The organism is Allobosea sp. MMO-172 (assembly GCF_037147855.1).
In the GTDB taxonomy this organism is placed as follows: domain Bacteria; phylum Pseudomonadota; class Alphaproteobacteria; order Rhizobiales; family Beijerinckiaceae; genus Allobosea.
On the sequence record NZ_JBBCUM010000012.1, the window covers coordinates 1 to 16,855 of the forward strand.

Genomic DNA, 16,855 nt, shown 5'->3' on the forward strand with positions numbered 1-16,855 from the left:
CCTTGCCGATCGACTGGACGCCGCCGCGGATGATCTCGATCGCATAGGCGCCGCCATTGATGCCGAGCGCGATGATCGCGGTCGGCGTCGGGTCGAGCCTCAGGCCCGCCAACGGCAGGGCGAAATAGATGAAGAAGATCTGGACCAGGAAGGGCGTGTTGCGGATCACCTCGACGAAGGCCTTCACCAGCCAGCGGACCGGGGCGACCTTCGAGTCGCGCAGGATCACGCCGCCGATGCCGATGACGATCGCCAGCGCCATTCCGCAGATCGCGAGCAGGAACGTGCCGAGGCAGCCCATCAGCAGGGCTGGCATCCCGTCGATCACCGGCGTGAAATCGAGCTTGTAGTTCATGGCGCTCCCTGGCGGCCGACCTTCTCGAAGGGGTCGATCCGGTTCCCGTCCGCAGTCGCGGCACCTCTTTTCGGGTGCCTTGGTCTTCAGGCTCGCCGGCTTGCGCTCTGCCGACTACATGTTAATTGTACCATCTAGTTCATTTGGTCAAGCGTAATGTACCGCCTTGTCCAATTTGATGGGTTCGCCCTAGTTTCCGGGCTGGTTCTCTCGCGGGTGAAGCATGAGCAAGGCAGCGTCGGCGCCGAAGGCAACGGGCCGCAGGCCGGCGTCCTGGACGCAGGATCCGGAGGGTGTCCGCCGCAACATCCTGGCTGTGGCGAAGGAGGAATTCGTCGAGAACGGGCTGAGCGGCGCCCGGGTCGACGAGATCGCGGCCCGGACGGCGACCAGCAAGCGGATGATCTACTACTATTTCGGGGACAAGGAGGGGCTCTACCGCGCGGTCCTCGAGGAGATGTACGAGCGCATCCGCGGCTTCGAGCGCAGCCTCGACCTCGCCAGCCTGCCGCCGGTGGAGGCGATGACGCTGCTGGCCGGCTTCACCTTCGACTACCACGCCGAGAACCCGGATTTCGTGCGGCTCGTCATGGTCGAGAACATCCACCATGCCCGCCATCTCGCGACCTCCGACCGGATCGCGTCGCTCAACCTCTCGGCCATCGACATGATCCGGGAGGCCTATGAGCGCGGCGTGGCGGCAGGATTGTTCCGGCCCGGCATCGAGGCGCTCGACATCCACCTGACGATCAGCGCGCTCGCCTTCTACAATGTCTCCAACCGCGCCAGCATCCGCCAGGTCTTCGGCCACGACATGGGCGCGCCCGAGGCGCTGGTGCGTCGTCGTGCCGCCGCGATCGACACCGTGCTGCGCATGCTGCGCGCCTGAGGCCGTGCCGGGGCGAGCAGGCGAGGGCATCGTCGTCAATTCCGCGCTGCGACGAGGCCGGCCATCGCCTGGATGGCCAATTCGTAGCCGGCAGCGCCCAGCCCGACGATGATGCCGGTCGCCGTCCGCGAGACCAGCGAGTTGTGATAGATGCTCTCGCGCGCATGCACATTCGAGATGTGCAGTTCGATCTTCGGGCCGTCGAACATCTTGAGCGCGTCGAGCAGAGCGACCGAGGTGAAGCTGTAGCCGGCCGGGTTGATGATGATCCCGCAGGCCTCCTGCCGCGCCTGCTGCACGCTCTCGACCAGCTCGCCTTCGAAATTGGTCTGGCGGAAAGCGACGGTGAAGCCGAGCGAATGCGCCTTCGCCTCGCAGCGCTCGCCGATCTCGCTGAGCGTGGTCGAGCCGTAGATATGCGGCTCGCGCTGTCCGAGCAGATTCAGGTTGGGGCCGTTCAGGATGAAAATCCGGCGCGATGCCGCTGCTTCCTTATCCGCCATGACACCCTCCCAGGCGAAGCTCTGACGGCCTCGCTCGCAGTTCGTCAGCGGAACGTGATACAAGATGAAAGAGAGATCAACTGATAATTCATCGATCATCAGTTGATTTATGTGGTCGCGAGCGTAGGCTTGCGGGCAGCCTAGCTTCCTGACAGGAACGCGCGAGGGCAGGGAGCAGCATGACGGACGCGGCATTCGAGATCGGCGGCGAGGAGATTCCGGTTCTCTCGACCGGCGAGCAGGCCTATGAGCGCATCAAGCACGACATCGTCTTCGGCGTGCTCCAGCCCGGCCAGCGCCTGCCGCTCGACCGTTTGAAATCGGTCTATGGCGTCGGCATCAGCACGTTGCGCGAAATCCTGAACCGGCTGGCGCCGGAGGGGCTCGTGGTCGCGGAAGGACAGCGCGGCTTCCAGGTCGCGCCCTGCTCGGCGACGGATCTCAAGGAACTGGCAGACCTGCGCCTGCTGATCGAGAGCAACGCGCTGGCGCAATCCTTCGAGGCCGGCGATGTCGAGTGGGAAGGGCGCGTCGTCGCCGCCCATCACAAGCTCGCCCGGATGGAGCAGCGCCTGCTCGCGGGCGACGAAACCGGCACGCAGGCCTGGAAGCGCTATGATTTCGAGTTCCATCAGGCGCTGGTCTCGGCCTGCGGCTCGAAGGCGCTGCTCGATCTCCATGCCGGCATCTACGATCGCTATCTGCGCTACCAGATGGTGTTCTTCATCTTCTGGGGGCCGACTTCGACCGAGGATCACAAGGCCTTGCTCGATTGCGCGCTCGATCGCGACGCGGCCAAGGCGCAAAAGCTGCTGCACGGCCATATCCATGGCTGCATCGATGTCGCGCTGGAGCGCGGGCTGGTCGGCTGAAGGCGTCTAGATTGGGACGTCGTCCGGGCTGGAACCACCTTTGTCATTCCGGGGCGCGCCGCAGGAGCGAACCCGGAACCCACGACTGGGTGAGACACGGAGTAGTCAGTTGCAAGTGGCGGCCCAGTCGTGGGTTCCGGGTTCTTCGCTACGCGAAGCCCCGGAATGACAATCATGTGGCGCGAAGCCGCTACGGCATGCCTTATCAATGGAACATGTCCATCGCGCGGGCAGGGCGCCATCCTTGAACAAGCCGGCCTCGTCTCATCCAAAAGTTTGCATGCGAAGTTGGATACTGTTAACGCTGTAGGCCTGAAACGGCCTCCGCCACCGGCTCCGTGCCGGGCCGAAAGAGGGGCCGGCGGGAGGTTTGAATGCAGCTTGTGGCCATCCAGCAGGCCGTAGCCGCGCGCAGTATCCTGGCGACCATGCCGCGCGTGATCGAAAGCGTCGGCCGCTCCGATTTTTCCAGCGGCCTGTTCGATATTGCCCGGCGCTTCACCGGCACCGAGATCGTCACCGCCTTCGTCGCCGCCCCTGATGGCGAGGTGCATACGCTGCTGGCCGAGAACCACTACAATTCCGGCCAGCCGGCGCTTGACATTGCCCGCCGCTACGTCTCCCGGCACTGGGGCGCCGATCCGGCCAATGCGATTGCGCTCGACGAGAGCGACGAGGCGGATTGCTGGGGGGTGCGGATGAAGGCCGGTGACATCGAAAGCTCGGCCTATCGCAGCGAGTGCTATCTCTCGGTCGGGCTGTCGGAGCGCTTCTCGCTACTGCAGCGCCGCGAGGCCGGCACCATGCGGCTCAGCATCTATCGCCGCCGCAAGGAGAGCTTCAGCGAGGCCGAGATCGACAATCTGGTCGAGAGCGCGCCGCTGCTGATGGCGGCGCTCTGGCGACATTACGAGGTGACGAAGCCGGCGGGCGGGCGCGGCGCCGCGCGGGATTTCCATGCCCGATTGGAAAAGGCCGCACCGGAGCTGTCGAAGCGCGAGCGGGATGTCTGCGCGCTCGTCGCCGCCGGCCTGACCTCCGAGGGCATCGCGCTCGAACTCGGCGTCGGCATCAACACCGTGCTGACCTATCGCAAGCGCGCCTATGCAAGGCTCGGCATCTCCTCGCAGAACGAGTTGATGCGCATCCTGATGTGAGATCAGTTTTCCCCGTCATTGCGAGGAGCGTTAGCGACGAAGCAATCCAGGGGGATCGGGCTAGACGCTGAACCCAGTCCCCCTGGATTGCTTCGCTGCGCTCGCAATGACGGGAAAGCCGGCTCAGATCGCGTCCGGCTGCTGGTCGGGCGTTGCCGCGATGAAGGCGGGCAGGGTGGCGCAATGGGCGTCGATCGCGACGAGCTTCGGATAAGGCGCAAGGTCGATCCCGTAACGCCGCGCGCTGCCGATCTGCGGCACGAGGCAGATATCGGCCAATGTCGGCGCACCCCCGAAGCAGAATGGTCCAGGCTGGTCCCGGATCAGTTGTTCGCAGGCGCCAAGGCCCTCGCTCATCGCGACGGCAAGCCAGTCCTGCACATCCGCTTCTGAGAAACCCTTGGCGCGCAGGCGCTTCTGGATCTTCGGGTTCTGGAAGGGATGGGTCTCGCAGGCGATGACCAGTGCGAAGGCCTCGACGCGGGCGCGCAGGGCATTGTCCGCCGGGAAGAGCGGCGGCTGCGGTATCTCGCGGTCGAGCCAGCCGATGATCGCGAGCGATTGCGTGAGCATGGTGCCGTCGTCGAGCTGCAGAGCGGGGATCAGCTTCTGCGGATTGATCGCCGCATAGGCCGGCTCGTTCTGGGCACCGTCGCGCAGGTTGTGGATCACGCTCTGCGGTCTCACGCCCTTGAGGTTGAAGGCGATGCGCGTGCGCCAGGCGGCCGAGGAGCGGAAATAGCCGTGCAGGATCATGTCGGACTCCCCAGTCAGGCCATCCGGTAGCCGCCATTGACGTCGATCGTGGCGCCGGTGACGTAGGAGGCCTGCTCGGAGAGCAGGAAGGACACGGCCCCGGCGATATCCTCGGGCGTGCCGAGCCGGCCGAGCGGCACCGCCTGCGCCAGCGCATCCATTGAGCCCGGCGCGGCCGAGCGCGGCGTTGCCGCGGCGAGCATCGGCGCGTCGATCACGCCCGGCGCGACGCAGTTCACGGTGATTCCGAGTGATGACAGCTCGCGCGCCATCGCCTTGGTGAAGCCGAGGATCGCCGATTTCGACGAGATATAGCTCGCCGAGCCACGATAGCCGCCAAGCTCGGCCGCGACCGAGCTCGTCGTGGTGACGCGCCCGCCTTCGACCGGCAATGCGCGGCGGCGACGGGCATAGGCACGGATGCTCAGGAAGACGCCGCGCGTGTTGACGGCATGGGTCTTCTCCCAGTCGTCGAGCGTCATGTCGAAGATGGTCGGCCGCTCGCCATCGGCCCCCATCAGGAGCACGCCGGCATTGCAGACCAGCCCGGTCACCGGGCCATGAGCGGCCTCGACCGCATCGAACAGCGCCTCGACGGAAGCTTCATTGGAGACATCGACCGCCCAGCCGCTATGGCCGGAGTCGGGCAGGGCGCTCGCGACCGCCGCCGCCGGCTCCTTCGTCAGGTCGCAGACGGCGACGCGCCAGCCATCGTTCGCGAGCTTCTGGGCGATGGCTGCGCCGATGCCGCGGCCGGCGCCGGTGACGAGGGCGAGCTTGCTCATGTCGGTCTCCGGTTCATTCGCTGTAGACGCCTTGCGCGAGCAGGGCCTTGGAGGAGAAGTCGCGGCCATGGCCGCGCGTGAAGAAGCCGGCCGAGACGCCGCCATCGGCCATGATCAGCGCGCCGTTGACGTAGCTCGCCAGGTCCGAGAGCAGGAACAGGCAGACCGAGGCGACCTCGGAGGGCTGGGCCAATCGTCCGAGCGGCGTGCGGTCCTCCATCACGCCGGAGACGAATCTTTCGGGAATGCCGCGACGGATCATCGGGGTGTCGGTCGCGCTCGGGCCGATGCAGTTCACCCGGACGCCATGCGAGCCCCATTCGACAGCGAGATCGCGCGTCAGCCCGACGACGCCGGCCTTCGAGGCGCAGTAATGCGCCCGGCCGGACTGGCCGCCGAGCGAGGAGACCGAGCCGATCGTGACGATGGCGCCGCGCCCGCGCGCGACCATGCGCCGGCCCGCCGCCTGGCAGGAATAGAAGGTGCCGGAGAGATTGACGCCGATCACCGCTTCCCAGCTGTCGGCGGCGAGTTCGGTTGCCGGAGCAGGGCGAGAGATGCCGGCCGCCGTGATCAGGCCGTCGAGCGGGCCGAGATCGCGCTCGATCGCTTCGACCGCGGTTTCGGTCGCCGTCGGGCTGCGCACGTCGAAGCTTGCCACGACGGCACGGGCGCCGAGCGCCGCGATCTCGCAGACGGTTTCGGTCGCGCCCTGCTCGTTTGCGTCGGCAATGGCGATGGCGGCGCCTTCGCGCGCCAGCGCCAGCGCGCATTCCCGCCCGATGCCGGAGGCGCCGCCGGTGATCAGGACGGTCCGGCCGGCAAGCCCGAGATTCGCACCCATCGCCGCCTCCCGCTCGCCCTGGCCTCAGCCCAGTTTCTGGCCGCCGAAGGCGGGACGTTCCGCGATCCGAGCGAACCACGCGGCGGCCTGCGGCCGGCCTTCGCGCCAGTTCAGGTCGGCGAATCGCAGGTCGAGATAGGACAGCGCGCAATAGAAGGTGATCGTGCCGATATCGACGCGGTCGCCGAAGCCGGCCGCCTTGCCCTCGATCAGGTCGAGCGTGGCATGAACCTTGGCGAGCTGGCCGTCGATCCAGCGCTGCCAGCGCTGCTCCTCGCTGCGCAGCAGGCCCTCGTAGCGGGCAGCCAGCGCGGCATCGAGCAGGCCGTCGCCATAGCTCTGCTCGGTCAGGGCGTTCCAGCGCGCCTTGGGCTCTGCCGGGAACAGCGAGCCGCCGCCGAGCCCATCGAGATATTCGCAGATGACGCGGCTATCGGCGATGGTCGAGCCGTCTTCGAGCAGCAGAGTCGGGACCTGGCCGAGCGGGTTGGTCTTGATGATGTTCTGCTCGCGCGCCAGCGGCCCGCCGGATTTGTACTCCTGCGAGACGTCGAGCATCTCGATCCGGCCGAGCAAGCCAAGCTCGGCGGCGGCGATCCGGACCTTGAGGACGAAGGGCGAGGTGGCGGACTGGTAGAGCTTCATCGGAATGCCTCTCTTAGCGCGGCAGGCGGTCGGGCTCGGAAGCCAGCGCCCGCCCGGCGATGAAGCCGAAGGTGAGCGCGGGGCCGAGCGTGATGCCGGCGCCCGGATAGGCGCCAGCCATGATCGAGTTCATATCGTTGCCGCAGGCATAGAGCCCGGCGACGGGGCCGCCCTGGCGGCCGAGCACGCGGGCCTGCGGGTCGCAGGTCAGGCCGGTCGCGGTGCCGATATCGCCGGGCCAGACCTTCACGGCATAGAAGGGCGCGGTCTCGATCGGCCCGAGGCAGGCATTGGGCTTGTTGTTGGGGTCACCGAGATAGCGGTTGTACTCGCCGGAGCCTTTGCCGAAGGCGGCATCCTCGCCGGAGCGCGCGGCTGCGTTCATGCCGGCGACGGCCTCCGCCAGCGCTGCGGCCGGCACGCCGATGCGTCCCGCCAGTGCCACGACGCTGTCTCCTTCGAACAGATAGCCGGCTTCGACGAAGGCTTTCGGCGTCTTCAGGCCGGGATGGACGAGGCCCAGGCCGTATTTGCGCAGGAAATCACTGTCGCAGACGAGGAAGGCGGGCACGGCTCCGCTGGCATGCATCGCCTCGACGAAGCCATGATAGGAGGTCGCCTCGTTGACGAAGCGGCGGCCATTACCGTCGACCGCGATCAGGCCGGGCCTGGCCCGGTCGAGGATCAGGTGCGGGAATTGCACTTCGCTGCCATCCGGCTTTTTCAGCACCGAGACCGGCGTCCAGAAGGCCGCGCCGATATTGTCGTCGCGCAGGACGCCGCCGGCCGCGAGGCCGAGATTGATGCCGTCGCCGGTATCGGTCTTCGGCGCCATCGAGCGATGGACCTCGGCATGCGGCATATGCTCGCCGCGCATCGCGGCATTGGCCGGAAAGCCTCCGCTCGCCAGCACGACGCCGCGCCGTGCGCCGATGCGGCGTTCGCCCTGCGGGCCCTTGACGGTGAGACCGAGGACGGTGCCGTCCTTCACGATCAGCGCGCCGGCCGGGGTCTGCGTGCGGATGTCGACGCCCGCCTGCCGTGCCGATTTCAGCAGGCGCCCGGCAAGCGCATTGCCCATCAGCAGGCGCGCGCCGCGCGGATGGCGCAGGCGGTCGAGCCCGTACTGGATCAGGAGCTTCGCGCTGTGCCTGAAGTTCGCGAGATTGCGGAAGCGGCCGACCAGCGCGTCGATATCCTTGCGGTTCACCATCATGCCGCCGAGCACGGTGAATTCCTTCAGCGGCGGGCGTAGCAGGGCGAAATCGGCGCCGAGCTCGTTACCGTCATAAGGAGCGGGGTCGATCGTCCGTCCCCCTTTGGAGGCGCCGGGCTGCTCGGGCTGATAGTCCGGCGAATAGGCACGTGCCTCGAATTTCAGGGCCGTCTCGCGCTCGAAGAAGCGGACCATCTCTGGCCCGTTATCGAGAAAGGCGCGCATCATGTCCGGCCGCAGGCGGTTGCCGAGCACGGCTTCGAGATAGGTCATTGCCGCGTCGCGGGTATCGGCATGGCCGGCCTTGGCGGCATGCGGGTTTTCCGGCACCCACATCGCGCCGCCCGAGACGGCGGTGCTGCCGCCGATGTATTCGCTCTTCTCGATCAGCAGCACGTCGAGCCCGGCCTTGGCGGCGGTGATCGCCGCCGACATCCCGCCGGCGCCCGAGCCGACCACGACGACGTCGCGGATTTCGTCGAAGCTCTCGCTCATAGCCATATCCTCAGCCGCCCATACCGCCGCCGAGCGACTTGCCGCCGTCGACGAGCAGGACCTGGCCGTAGATGAAATTGGTGCGCGGCGAGGCGAGGAAGGCCACGGCGTTGGCGATGTCTTCGGGCGCCGCGAGCGCTCCCGTTGGCTGTTGGGCGAGCAGGGCGGCGCGCGCCTCCTCGGATTGCTTCGCCACCATCTCGGTCGCGACACCGCCCGGCGCCACCGCGTTGACGGCGATCCCGCGCGGCAGAAGTTCCATCGCCATCGCCCGCGTCAGGCCGACGACGGCAGCCTTCGAGGCGACGTAATGCGCGTGGTTGCGGGCGCCCAGGAAGGTGCGCGAGGCGATGTTGACGATGCGCCCGCCCTTTTCCATCCGCCGCGCGACCGCCTGCGAAAGCAGGAAGAGCGCGGTGACGTTGACATCCATCATCCGGCCGAAATCGCTCGCCCCGAGTTCGAAGAACGGCTTGTTCTCGAAGATGCCGGCATTGTTGATGAGCGCCTGCGCCACCGGCAGCCGATCAGCCAGCGCGGCGAGGCCGGCGTGATCGGCGAGGTCGACCGGCTCGAAGAAGACGCTGTGGCCCTGCGCTTCAAGCTCCTTCACCAGCGCAGATGCGATCTCCGCCTCGCGGTCGAGGATGCCAACCGCGAAGCCGTCGGCGCAAAGGCGCTCGACGATGGCCCGGCCGATCCCGCGAGCGCCGCCCGTGACGAGGGCGATGGGTTTGTCCTGCGGCGTAGCCATGTGCCGGTTCCTGTTCGTGTCGCGCCCCGGCTCAGCCGCCGAGATAGGTGCGGCGGACGCTGTCGTCCTGCCGGAGTTTTGCGGATGCTCCTTCGAGGGCCATCTCGCCGTTCTCGAGGATGTAGGCATAGGTCGAGCAGCCCAGCGCGATCGCCGCGTTCTGCTCGACCAGCAGGATGGTGAGCCCGTCCTTGTTCAGCCGCTCGATGATCGCGAAGATCTGCTGCACCAGCACCGGCGAGAGCCCGAGCGAGGGTTCGTCGAGCAGCAGCAGGCGCGGCCCCGCCATTAGGGCCCGGCCGATCAGCAGCATCTGCTGCTCGCCGCCCGAGAGCGTGCCGGCCTTCTGCTGGAGACGTTCCTGCAGCTTCGGGAAATATTCGAAGACCCGGTCGAGATCGCGCTTGATGCCGGCGGCGTCGCTGCGGCGATAAGCACCCATGTCGAGGTTCTCGCGCACGCTCATGTCGCGGAAGACCTCGCGCCCCTCCGGCACCTGCAGCACGCCGGCCGAGACGACCTTGTGCGAGGCCCAGGACTGAACCTCCTCGCCTGCGAAGCGGATGCGTCCCTTCGTCACCGGCACGAGCCGTGAGACGGTGTTCAGCGTCGTGCTCTTGCCGGCGCCGTTCGAGCCGAGCAGGGCGACGATCGCCCCTTCCGGCACCTTGAGCGAGACCTCCGAGAGCGCCTGGATGCGGCCATAGGAGGCGGAGATGCCGTCGATTTCGAGGAGGTCAGCCATGGTTCGCCTCCTCGGCGGTCGCCGCATCGCGGCCGAGATAGGCTTCGATCACGGCGGGATGGGCACGCACCTCGGCGGCCGTGCCCTCGGCGATCTTGGTGCCGAAGCTCAGCACCGTGATCCTGTCGGAGATCGACATGACGAGCTGCATGACGTGCTCGACCAGGAGGATCGTGATGCCGTCGCGCTCGCGCAATTCGCAGAGCAGGCGGTCGAGCGCCGCGATCTCGCGGTTGCGTAGGCCGGCGGCCGGCTCGTCGAGCAGCAGGAGTTTTGGACGGATGGCGAGCGCGCGGGCGATCTCGACCATCTTCTGGTGGCCGAAATCGAGATTGCGCGCCTTGGTCTGGGCGTAGGAGGTCAGCCCCGTGCGCTCCAGCAACTGCTCGACATGCTCGACGATGCCGCGCGGGCGGGCGCTGATCGCGTCGCGCCAGGAGCGACCGGCATGGACATGGGCGCCGATCAGTACGTTCTCGAAGACGGTGAGTTCGCCGAAGAGTTCGAGGTTCTGGAAGCTGCGGGCGATGCCCAGACCCGCCATCTCGCGGGCCGGCATGCGGGTAATGTCGCGCCCGTCATAGGTGATGCGCCCGGCGCTCGGCGTGTAGAAGCGCGAGATGCAGTTGAAGGTGGTCGATTTGCCGGCGCCGTTCGGGCCGATCAGCGCATGGATCGAGCCCTTGGCGACGGCCATGTCGAGTCCGCCGACCGCGGTGAGCCCGCCGAAGCGGATGGTCAACCCTTCGACATTCAGGAAGGGAGCGGCGCTATCAGCGACCATGGCGCGCCTCCCGGATGCGATCGCCGATGAAGGCGAAGAGGCCGCGCGGCGCATACATCATGAATAGGATCAGGATCGCGCCGTAGATGATCTCCTGATACTGCGGCGCCTGGCGCAGCACCTCCGAGATCAGCCCGAAAACGATCGCCCCGCCGATGGCGCCCGCGATCGAGCCGAGCCCGCCGACGACGACCATGGTGAGCACGAGGATCGTGGTCTGGAAGCCGAGGCTATCCGGGTGGATGAAGGTCTGGAACAGGCCGAACATGCCGCCGGCAAAGCCTGCGATCGCAGCCGAGAGCCCGAAGGAAACGATGCGGGCGCGGCGCACGTCAATGCCCATGGCCATCGCCGCGACCTCGGATTCCCGCACCGCCCGGAAGGAACGGCCGAGCCGCGAGCGCGAGATCGCGACGGTCAGCCCGATCATCACGAGGCAGAAGAACAGCACGAAGGGATAGGCCTGCTTGTCGCTGAGGATCTCGATCGGGCCGAAGCGAGCCGGGCTGATGCGAAGGCCGTTGGGGCCGTTGGTGACGCTGTCCCAGTTGGCGAAGACCCATTGCATCGCTTCGCCGAAGGCGAAGGTGGCGAGCGCGAGATAGATGTCGCGCATCCTGAGCGCGAGCGTGCCGATGAACAGACCGACGGCGCCGGCGACGAGCGCGCCGAACAGCATCGCGACGGGGTAGGGCAGGTCGACCGCGCGGTTGGCGAGCGCGCTCGCATAGATGCCGATGCCGTAGAAGGCGGCATGGGCCATCGAGAACTGGCCGGTCTCGCCGATGACGATATGCAGGCCGAGGCAGAGCACCACGAAGACCAGCAGCAGGTTGGCGATATAGACGACATAGCCCGAGGTGAAGACGGGCAGGGCGACGGCCACGATTACGGCCGCCACAAGCCCGATCAGGGCGGGGCCTGAGCGCGCGCGCCTGGCCGGTGCGGGCGATGCGAGAGGAGGGGACGACACGGGGCTTCAGACCTTCTTGATCGTCAGCTTCCCGCCGAACAGGCCCTGCGGGCGCAGGACGAGCACGATCAGGATGGCGAGGAAGGGGGCGAGCACGATGGCGCGCGACGAGATGAACAGCCCGACCATGTTCTCGACGATGCCGATGACGAAGCCGCCGACCACGGCACCGGGCAGGCTGGAGAAGCCCCCGACGATCGCCGCCGCGAAGGCGAGCATCACGATCGAGCCCATATCGGCCGTCATCAAGATCTTCGGCGAGATCAGCAGCGCCGCGATGGCGGAGATCACGCCCGACAGGCCCCAGATCAGCATATGGCAGCGACGCAGGTCGACGCCGACGAGCTGGGCGGCCTTGGGGTTCATGCCGACGGCGCGCATGGCCCGGCCGGTCTTGGTGTAGTTGAACATCCAGAAGAAGGCGGCCATCACGGTGACGGCCGTGCCGAAGATCGCGAGATCGAGCATCGTCACCGAGGCCTGGCCGATCATGACGGAATCGGTCGGCACCAGTGCCGGGAAGGAGCGCGGCGTGTCGCCGAAGCCGGTGCGGCGCACGAGGCCCTTCAACACATAGGACAGGCCGAGCGTCGCGATGACGAGATAGACGAGGTCCTTGGCCGATTTGGCGACCTGATCGAGCACGAAGCGGCGGAACAGCGCCATGGCGAGGAAGGCCACGACCAGCGTCGCCGGCAGCACGACCCAGATTGGCATCTTCTGGAAGACGAAGAGGTAGAGCGCGACATAGCCCGCCGCCATGAAGACCTCGCCCTGGGCGAAGTTCGGCACGTCCGAGGTCTTGAAGATCACCACGATGGCGAGCGCCAGCAGGGCATAGACGCTGCCGGAGACGAGGCCCGAGGCGATGCCTTGCTGCAGGAAGATCAGCGCGAGTTGCAGGTCCATATCCGGCCCGATGCTCAGGTCAGGGAAGGGCGGCGGCGCCAAGGCCGCCGCCCGGTCTCATGAGGGAGGGCCGAACGGCCCGCCCGTGGCGATCACTTCGCCTGGTAGGTCCAGCGGCTGGTGAAGACGCCCGGCAGCGGGGCCATGGTCGTGCCGTCATACTTGATGAAGATCGTCGAGCGGTTGGCGGCGCGCTGCTCCGGGCCGAACTGCATGCGGCCGGCCATGACGCCCGAGTCGAAATCCTGCGTCTTCAGCGCGGCGAGCACCTTCTCGCGGGTCGGGTTCGGGCCGGCATCCTGCAGCGCCTTGACCAGCGACATCGCCGGGGGGATGCCATAGGGCATGTAGGTCTGCGGATGATCGGGCTTGGCCGCCAGCTCCGGGTAGGCCGCCTTGTACATGTCGTAGATAGGCTTCAGCTTGGCGCCGCCGGGGGAGTCGACCATGACCTCCTGGGTGTAGAAGTTCTTGAGCGCGTCCTTACCGACATTCTCCGCGAGCTGGTTGAGGCTGGCCGTGCCGGTGACCGAGAGGATGATCGGCTTGTTGAAGCCCATCTCGGCCGCCTTCTTGATCAAGAGCGCCGCCGGGCGGGCATAGGTGACCAGCAGGATCGCATCCGGATTGGCGGCGCGGACCTTGAGGAACGGCGCGGTGACGTCGTTGATGCCGGGGTTGATCGACTCGACCGAGAGCTTCACGCCGTTGACCTCGGCGTCCTTCTTCGAGCCTTCGAGATTCCAGGCGCCATAAGCGTCGTCATGATTGATATAGGCGACGTTCTTGGCGCCGAACTGCTTGGCTGCGAATTCGACCATCGCGCCGCCGACGGCGTATTGCGAGATCGAATAGGCGCCGAAGATGTAGTCGGTCGGCGGGAACAGCGCGCCGTCGCCCGATGCGTTCAGCATCAGGTAGGGCACCTTGTTGCGGACGACATAGTCCTTGGCGGCGACGACGGCGGCCGAGCAGGAGCCGCCATTGAGCATGAATACGTTTTCTTGCTCGACCAACTTCTTCACTGCCGCAACCAAGTCATTGGCGTTGCAGCGATCATCCTCGACGACATACTCGATCTTGCGGCCGTGGATGCCGCCTTCCTTGTTGATCTTGTCGTAGTACATCTTGGCCGCGTTCACGACGTCGAAGCCATAGGCCATGTTCGGGCCCGACAGCGGGCCGAAGATGCCGATTTTGATCGCCTTGTCGGTGATGCCGGGCTCCTGCGCGCCGGCTGCGGCCCCGATCAGCAGGCTGGCGGCCAGCGTCAGGCCGGCTGCGGTCTTGTTCACGCTCATCGTCTCTCTCCCTGGTCGTCGGTTTATCTTGTCGTTGAGGTCGTCGGCTCATGGCGGCCCGATCCTGTGGGGATCATAGCGGGCCGGTGGCGGGCATCTGTCACAGCGGCGTGGGACATCGCGGCTTCTATCCCTCCGAGCCATGCAGCGGCGCCAGCGAGGGCGCGCCATGGGCGGGGTAGGAGAGTTCGCGAAAGATATGGAAGGTGCGCATGATGTGCTTGCGCATCGCCTGTTCGGCCCGGTCGCCGTCGCGCGCCCGCAAGGCCTGCAGGATGATCTCGTGATCCTCGTTGCTGAGGCGGAATTCGGCGGGCGAGGTCATCCGGGCGACTGAGCCGTTGAAGTAGAACCGGCCCGAACGCAGGATCGCGTCGCGCAGCTTCTCGTTGCGGGCGGCGCTGACGATAATGCCGTGGAACTCGCGATTGGTCTCGACGCGGGTTCTGTCGTCGGCCGGGTCGCTGGCGATGCGGCGGGCATGGACGGCCGCGACCGCGGCGATCTCGTCATCGGTCGCCCGCTCGGCGGCGAGCCGCGCGGCATAACCCTCCAGCGCGGCGCGAACTTCCGAATTCTCGCTGGCCTCGACGGCAGTGATCTCGCGCACGGCCCAGCCGCGGCGGCGCGGCACGATCAACTGCTCGACGGCCAACCGTTGCAGGGCCTCGCGCACCGGCGTCCGGCTGACGGCAAGCGCGGCCGCGATATCGGCCTCGATCAGCGGCTCGTTCGGGCGCATCTCGCCGGAGAGGATGGCGTTGCGCAGGGTCTCATAGACATCGCCGGAGCGGCGCCGCCCGAGCACGCCCTTCTCGGCGTCTCCCGGTGGCTGGTCCGAAGCGGCGAGTGTGAAGCGCTTCTGCATGCGATCCCCGAAGGCAGCGACAACCTGATGATGCCGAAGCCATAGAGCGTCCGCTGTCACCAGAGCAGGGGACAGCGGCACCCGTTTCAGCTGCGCGCCGGCAGCACCTCGGCCCGGCATTCGCCGAAGCCGATCGCGGCGAAGCCCTCCCGCCGGGCGCTGGCCTTCATGATGATGGCGTCGCCATCGACGAGATAGGTCCGGCTTTCGCCATTGGGCAATGCGATCGGCTCGCGGCCACCCCGCGTGATTTCCATCAGGCTGCCGAAGGAGCCGGGATTACGCCCCGAGATCGTGCCGGAACCGAAGAGATCGCCAGCTTCGAGGTTGCAGCCGTTCGAGCTGTGATGGGCGACGAACTGCGCCGGGGTCCAGTAAAGGTCGCGCGTGCTGCCGAGCGAAAGCCGGTGCGGCGCCAGCCCGCTCGCGCGCATCGCCGCGGTCTCGATGAAGACCTCAAGCGTGAGGTCGAGCGCATGGGGCGCCGTGGCATCGGCCGGGCTGAGATAGGGCAGGGCCGCCGGGTCGCCGTCGGGGCGCGGTGCCTGAGCCTTCCGGAAGGGCGCCAGCGCCTCCGGCGTCACGATCCAGGGCGAGATCGTCGTGGCAAAGCCCTTGGACAGGAAGGGGCCGAGCGGCTGGTATTCCCAGGCCTGGATATCGCGCGCCGACCAGTCGTTGAGCAGGCAGAACCCGGCGATCCGGTCATCGGCCTCGTCGATCGGTACCGGAGAGCCTTGCGCGTTGCCGGGGCCGATCCAGATGCCGAGTTCCAGCTCGTAGTCGAGATTGCGGCAGGGGCCGAAGCTCGGTTCCGTTTCATCCGGCCGCTTGCGCTGCCCGTTGGGGCGCAGGAAGGGCTCGCCCGACGGCCGGACCGACGAGGCGCGACCGTTATACCCGATCGGGATATGCTTGTAGTTCGGCAGCAGCGGATTGTCCGGCCGCAGCAGCGAGCCGATATTCAGGGCGTGCTGGATGCCGGCATAGAAATCCGTGTAGTCGCCGATCCGGGCGGGCAGGCCGAGCACGCAGTTCCGCGCCGGATGCAGCATCGGCTTCAGCGTGGCCTGCGCGGGCGAGCCTTCCGCCAACAGTGCCGAGAGCCGCGCCCTCAGCCGTCTGCGTGCGCCCGTTCCCAGCCCGATAAAGCCGTTCAGGCTCGGCGCGGCTGCCGCTGCGACGATCTCCTCGATGCCGGCGCAAAGACCGGACGCGGCGAGCGCCGCCAGATCGAGGATCTCATCGCCGATAGCCACGCCGCCGCGTGCCGGCTCGCCATCAGGCGAGAACACGCCGAAGGGCAGGTTCTGGATCGGGAATTCCGCATGGTCCCGCGCCGATGCGACCCAGCTCCGCAGCGCCGGATCGTGGCTGGCGTCGAGCGCGACGGCGGAGGAGGTGGGGCGAGGCGGGTTTTCGGCCCGCGCTTCGAGAGTACTGCGCTGCATAGGCTCATCCGTTCCGTTCGGACTCGGTCAGTTCGATGCTGAGCCTAAGCGGAAGCGATGCCTTACCTCTGTCCCCAGCGCTTGGGACGCGGGCACTCAATCGACAGGGAAGCGCTCTTCCATCAGCGCAAGCGCCCGGAGCAAGGGCTCGGCATGGGGGCCGAGCGCGGCGAGGATGCCGGCCTCGAAGGCCAGGGCGCGCGGCACGATCTCGCCATAGGCCTGCAGGCCCGGCGCCGTCAGCGACAGGCTTTCCTCGCGCCGGTCCTGCTCGCTTTCGCGGCGGGTCAGCCAGCGCCGTTCCTCCAGCGCCCGCACGGCCCGGCTCACTTTGGTCTTGTGCATCGAGGAATGCTTGCCGATGGCTTTGGCCGTCATCGTGCCGAACTGGGCGAGGGTGGCCAGCACCCGCCATTCCGGCACGGTGAGGTCGTGATGCGGCCCATAGACCGCGCGGAACTGCTGCGAGACCGCCGAACTCAGGCGGTTCAGGCGGTAGGGCAGGAAATGCTCGAGCGCGAGTTTCGACATGCCTTGTTAGTTACAAAATCGA

19 protein-coding genes are annotated in these 16,855 nt (G+C 67.0%); 3 read left to right on the plus strand and 16 right to left on the minus strand.

Features of this window, described 5'->3' with window-relative positions; translation table 11 throughout:
• The coding region (locus WFK61_RS17570; protein WP_336813380.1) for an ABC transporter permease subunit at positions 1-355 on the minus strand (355 nt) is incomplete at its 3' end.
• Between the two features lie 223 nt (positions 356-578).
• On the opposite strand from WFK61_RS17570, the gene WFK61_RS17575 reads away from it, so the two are divergent.
• Complete coding sequence (locus WFK61_RS17575; protein ID WP_336813381.1) at positions 579-1,244, plus strand: TetR/AcrR family transcriptional regulator; 666 nt, start codon at positions 579-581, stop codon at positions 1,242-1,244.
• A 35-nt stretch (positions 1,245-1,279) separates the two neighbouring features.
• Here WFK61_RS17575 and aroQ read toward each other — a convergent pair whose 3' ends face one another.
• Complete coding sequence (gene aroQ / locus WFK61_RS17580) at positions 1,280-1,747, minus strand: type II 3-dehydroquinate dehydratase (RefSeq protein WP_336813382.1); 468 nt, start codon at positions 1,745-1,747, stop codon at positions 1,280-1,282.
• Positions 1,748-1,926: 179 nt separating this feature from the next.
• Between aroQ and WFK61_RS17585 the strand changes: the two genes are divergently transcribed.
• Complete coding sequence (locus tag WFK61_RS17585; RefSeq protein WP_336813383.1) at positions 1,927-2,619, plus strand: GntR family transcriptional regulator; 693 nt, start codon at positions 1,927-1,929, stop codon at positions 2,617-2,619.
• Positions 2,620-2,993: 374 nt separating this feature from the next.
• Positions 2,994-3,776, plus strand: coding sequence for a helix-turn-helix transcriptional regulator (locus WFK61_RS17590; protein ID WP_336813384.1), 783 nt, complete (start codon positions 2,994-2,996; stop codon positions 3,774-3,776).
• 123 nt (positions 3,777-3,899) lie between these two features.
• On the opposite strand, the gene maiA is transcribed toward WFK61_RS17590, so the two are convergent.
• The 14 genes from maiA to WFK61_RS17660 all read right to left on the minus strand — a co-directional run bounded on the left by maiA (position 3,900) and on the right by WFK61_RS17660 (position 16,833).
• A complete protein-coding gene (gene maiA, locus WFK61_RS17595) occupies positions 3,900-4,532 on the minus strand; it encodes a maleylacetoacetate isomerase (RefSeq protein WP_336813385.1) in 633 nt (210 codons plus the stop codon).
• Between the two features lie 14 nt (positions 4,533-4,546).
• Positions 4,547-5,317: an SDR family NAD(P)-dependent oxidoreductase gene (locus WFK61_RS17600; protein ID WP_336813386.1), complete on the minus strand. Its 771-nt coding sequence runs from the start codon at positions 5,315-5,317 to the stop codon at positions 4,547-4,549.
• A gap of 13 nt (positions 5,318-5,330) precedes the next feature.
• The gene (locus tag WFK61_RS17605) at positions 5,331-6,161 is read right to left on the minus strand and encodes an SDR family NAD(P)-dependent oxidoreductase (RefSeq protein WP_336813387.1); all 831 of its coding nucleotides are present in this window, start codon (positions 6,159-6,161) and stop codon (positions 5,331-5,333) included.
• A 24-nt stretch (positions 6,162-6,185) separates the two neighbouring features.
• Positions 6,186-6,806: a glutathione S-transferase family protein gene (locus WFK61_RS17610; RefSeq protein WP_336813388.1), complete on the minus strand. Its 621-nt coding sequence runs from the start codon at positions 6,804-6,806 to the stop codon at positions 6,186-6,188.
• 13 nt (positions 6,807-6,819) lie between these two features.
• Positions 6,820-8,517, minus strand: a complete 1,698-nt coding sequence (locus WFK61_RS17615; RefSeq protein ID WP_336813389.1) for an FAD-dependent oxidoreductase — start codon at positions 8,515-8,517, stop codon at positions 6,820-6,822.
• Positions 8,518-8,527: 10 nt separating this feature from the next.
• Complete coding sequence (locus WFK61_RS17620; protein WP_336813390.1) at positions 8,528-9,271, minus strand: SDR family NAD(P)-dependent oxidoreductase; 744 nt, start codon at positions 9,269-9,271, stop codon at positions 8,528-8,530.
• Between the two features lie 31 nt (positions 9,272-9,302).
• The gene (locus WFK61_RS17625) at positions 9,303-10,016 is read right to left on the minus strand and encodes an ABC transporter ATP-binding protein (protein ID WP_336813391.1); all 714 of its coding nucleotides are present in this window, start codon (positions 10,014-10,016) and stop codon (positions 9,303-9,305) included.
• Positions 10,009-10,800: an ABC transporter ATP-binding protein gene (locus tag WFK61_RS17630; protein WP_336813392.1), complete on the minus strand. Its 792-nt coding sequence runs from the start codon at positions 10,798-10,800 to the stop codon at positions 10,009-10,011. Before WFK61_RS17630 ends, WFK61_RS17625 begins: the two co-directional genes overlap by 8 nt.
• Positions 10,790-11,686 (minus strand): branched-chain amino acid ABC transporter permease, encoded by an 897-nt coding sequence (locus WFK61_RS17635; protein WP_336813393.1) that lies wholly within the window; start codon positions 11,684-11,686, stop codon positions 10,790-10,792. The genes WFK61_RS17630 and WFK61_RS17635 overlap by 11 nt, the downstream gene beginning before the upstream one ends.
• 93 nt (positions 11,687-11,779) lie before the next feature.
• On the minus strand, positions 11,780-12,724 hold the full coding sequence (locus WFK61_RS17640; RefSeq protein WP_336813394.1) for a branched-chain amino acid ABC transporter permease: 945 nt from the start codon (positions 12,722-12,724) through the stop codon (positions 11,780-11,782).
• Positions 12,725-12,774: 50 nt separating this feature from the next.
• Positions 12,775-13,983: an ABC transporter substrate-binding protein gene (locus WFK61_RS17645; RefSeq protein WP_336813395.1), complete on the minus strand. Its 1,209-nt coding sequence runs from the start codon at positions 13,981-13,983 to the stop codon at positions 12,775-12,777.
• Positions 13,984-14,110: 127 nt separating this feature from the next.
• Complete coding sequence (locus WFK61_RS17650) at positions 14,111-14,851, minus strand: GntR family transcriptional regulator (RefSeq protein ID WP_336813396.1); 741 nt, start codon at positions 14,849-14,851, stop codon at positions 14,111-14,113.
• Between the two features lie 86 nt (positions 14,852-14,937).
• On the minus strand, positions 14,938-16,302 hold the full coding sequence (fahA, locus tag WFK61_RS17655) for a fumarylacetoacetase (RefSeq protein WP_336813397.1): 1,365 nt from the start codon (positions 16,300-16,302) through the stop codon (positions 14,938-14,940).
• A gap of 96 nt (positions 16,303-16,398) precedes the next feature.
• On the minus strand, positions 16,399-16,833 hold the full coding sequence (locus tag WFK61_RS17660; RefSeq protein ID WP_336813398.1) for a MarR family winged helix-turn-helix transcriptional regulator: 435 nt from the start codon (positions 16,831-16,833) through the stop codon (positions 16,399-16,401).
• Between the last annotated feature and the right edge of the window lie 22 nt (positions 16,834-16,855).

Bases quoted from the DNA above. Each gene is read 5' to 3' on its own strand.
- WFK61_RS17575 (WP_336813381.1), top strand. From the start codon at position 579: ATGAGCAAGGCAGCGTCGGCGCCGAAGGCAACGGGCCGCAGGCCGGCG.
- aroQ (WP_336813382.1), bottom strand. From the start codon at position 1,747: ATGGCGGATAAGGAAGCAGCGGCATCGCGCCGGATTTTCATCCTGAAC.
- WFK61_RS17585 (WP_336813383.1), top strand. From the start codon at position 1,927: ATGACGGACGCGGCATTCGAGATCGGCGGCGAGGAGATTCCGGTTCTC.
- WFK61_RS17590 (WP_336813384.1), top strand. From the start codon at position 2,994: ATGCAGCTTGTGGCCATCCAGCAGGCCGTAGCCGCGCGCAGTATCCTG.
- maiA (WP_336813385.1), bottom strand. From the start codon at position 4,532: ATGATCCTGCACGGCTATTTCCGCTCCTCGGCCGCCTGGCGCACGCGC.
- WFK61_RS17600 (WP_336813386.1), bottom strand. From the start codon at position 5,317: ATGAGCAAGCTCGCCCTCGTCACCGGCGCCGGCCGCGGCATCGGCGCA.
- WFK61_RS17605 (WP_336813387.1), bottom strand. From the start codon at position 6,161: ATGGGTGCGAATCTCGGGCTTGCCGGCCGGACCGTCCTGATCACCGGC.
- WFK61_RS17610 (WP_336813388.1), bottom strand. From the start codon at position 6,806: ATGAAGCTCTACCAGTCCGCCACCTCGCCCTTCGTCCTCAAGGTCCGG.
- WFK61_RS17615 (WP_336813389.1), bottom strand. From the start codon at position 8,517: ATGAGCGAGAGCTTCGACGAAATCCGCGACGTCGTCGTGGTCGGCTCG.
- WFK61_RS17620 (WP_336813390.1), bottom strand. From the start codon at position 9,271: ATGGCTACGCCGCAGGACAAACCCATCGCCCTCGTCACGGGCGGCGCT.
- WFK61_RS17625 (WP_336813391.1), bottom strand. From the start codon at position 10,016: ATGGCTGACCTCCTCGAAATCGACGGCATCTCCGCCTCCTATGGCCGC.
- WFK61_RS17630 (WP_336813392.1), bottom strand. From the start codon at position 10,800: ATGGTCGCTGATAGCGCCGCTCCCTTCCTGAATGTCGAAGGGTTGACC.
- WFK61_RS17645 (WP_336813395.1), bottom strand. From the start codon at position 13,983: ATGAGCGTGAACAAGACCGCAGCCGGCCTGACGCTGGCCGCCAGCCTG.
- WFK61_RS17650 (WP_336813396.1), bottom strand. From the start codon at position 14,851: ATGCAGAAGCGCTTCACACTCGCCGCTTCGGACCAGCCACCGGGAGAC.
- fahA (WP_336813397.1), bottom strand. From the start codon at position 16,302: ATGCAGCGCAGTACTCTCGAAGCGCGGGCCGAAAACCCGCCTCGCCCC.
- WFK61_RS17660 (WP_336813398.1), bottom strand. From the start codon at position 16,833: ATGTCGAAACTCGCGCTCGAGCATTTCCTGCCCTACCGCCTGAACCGC.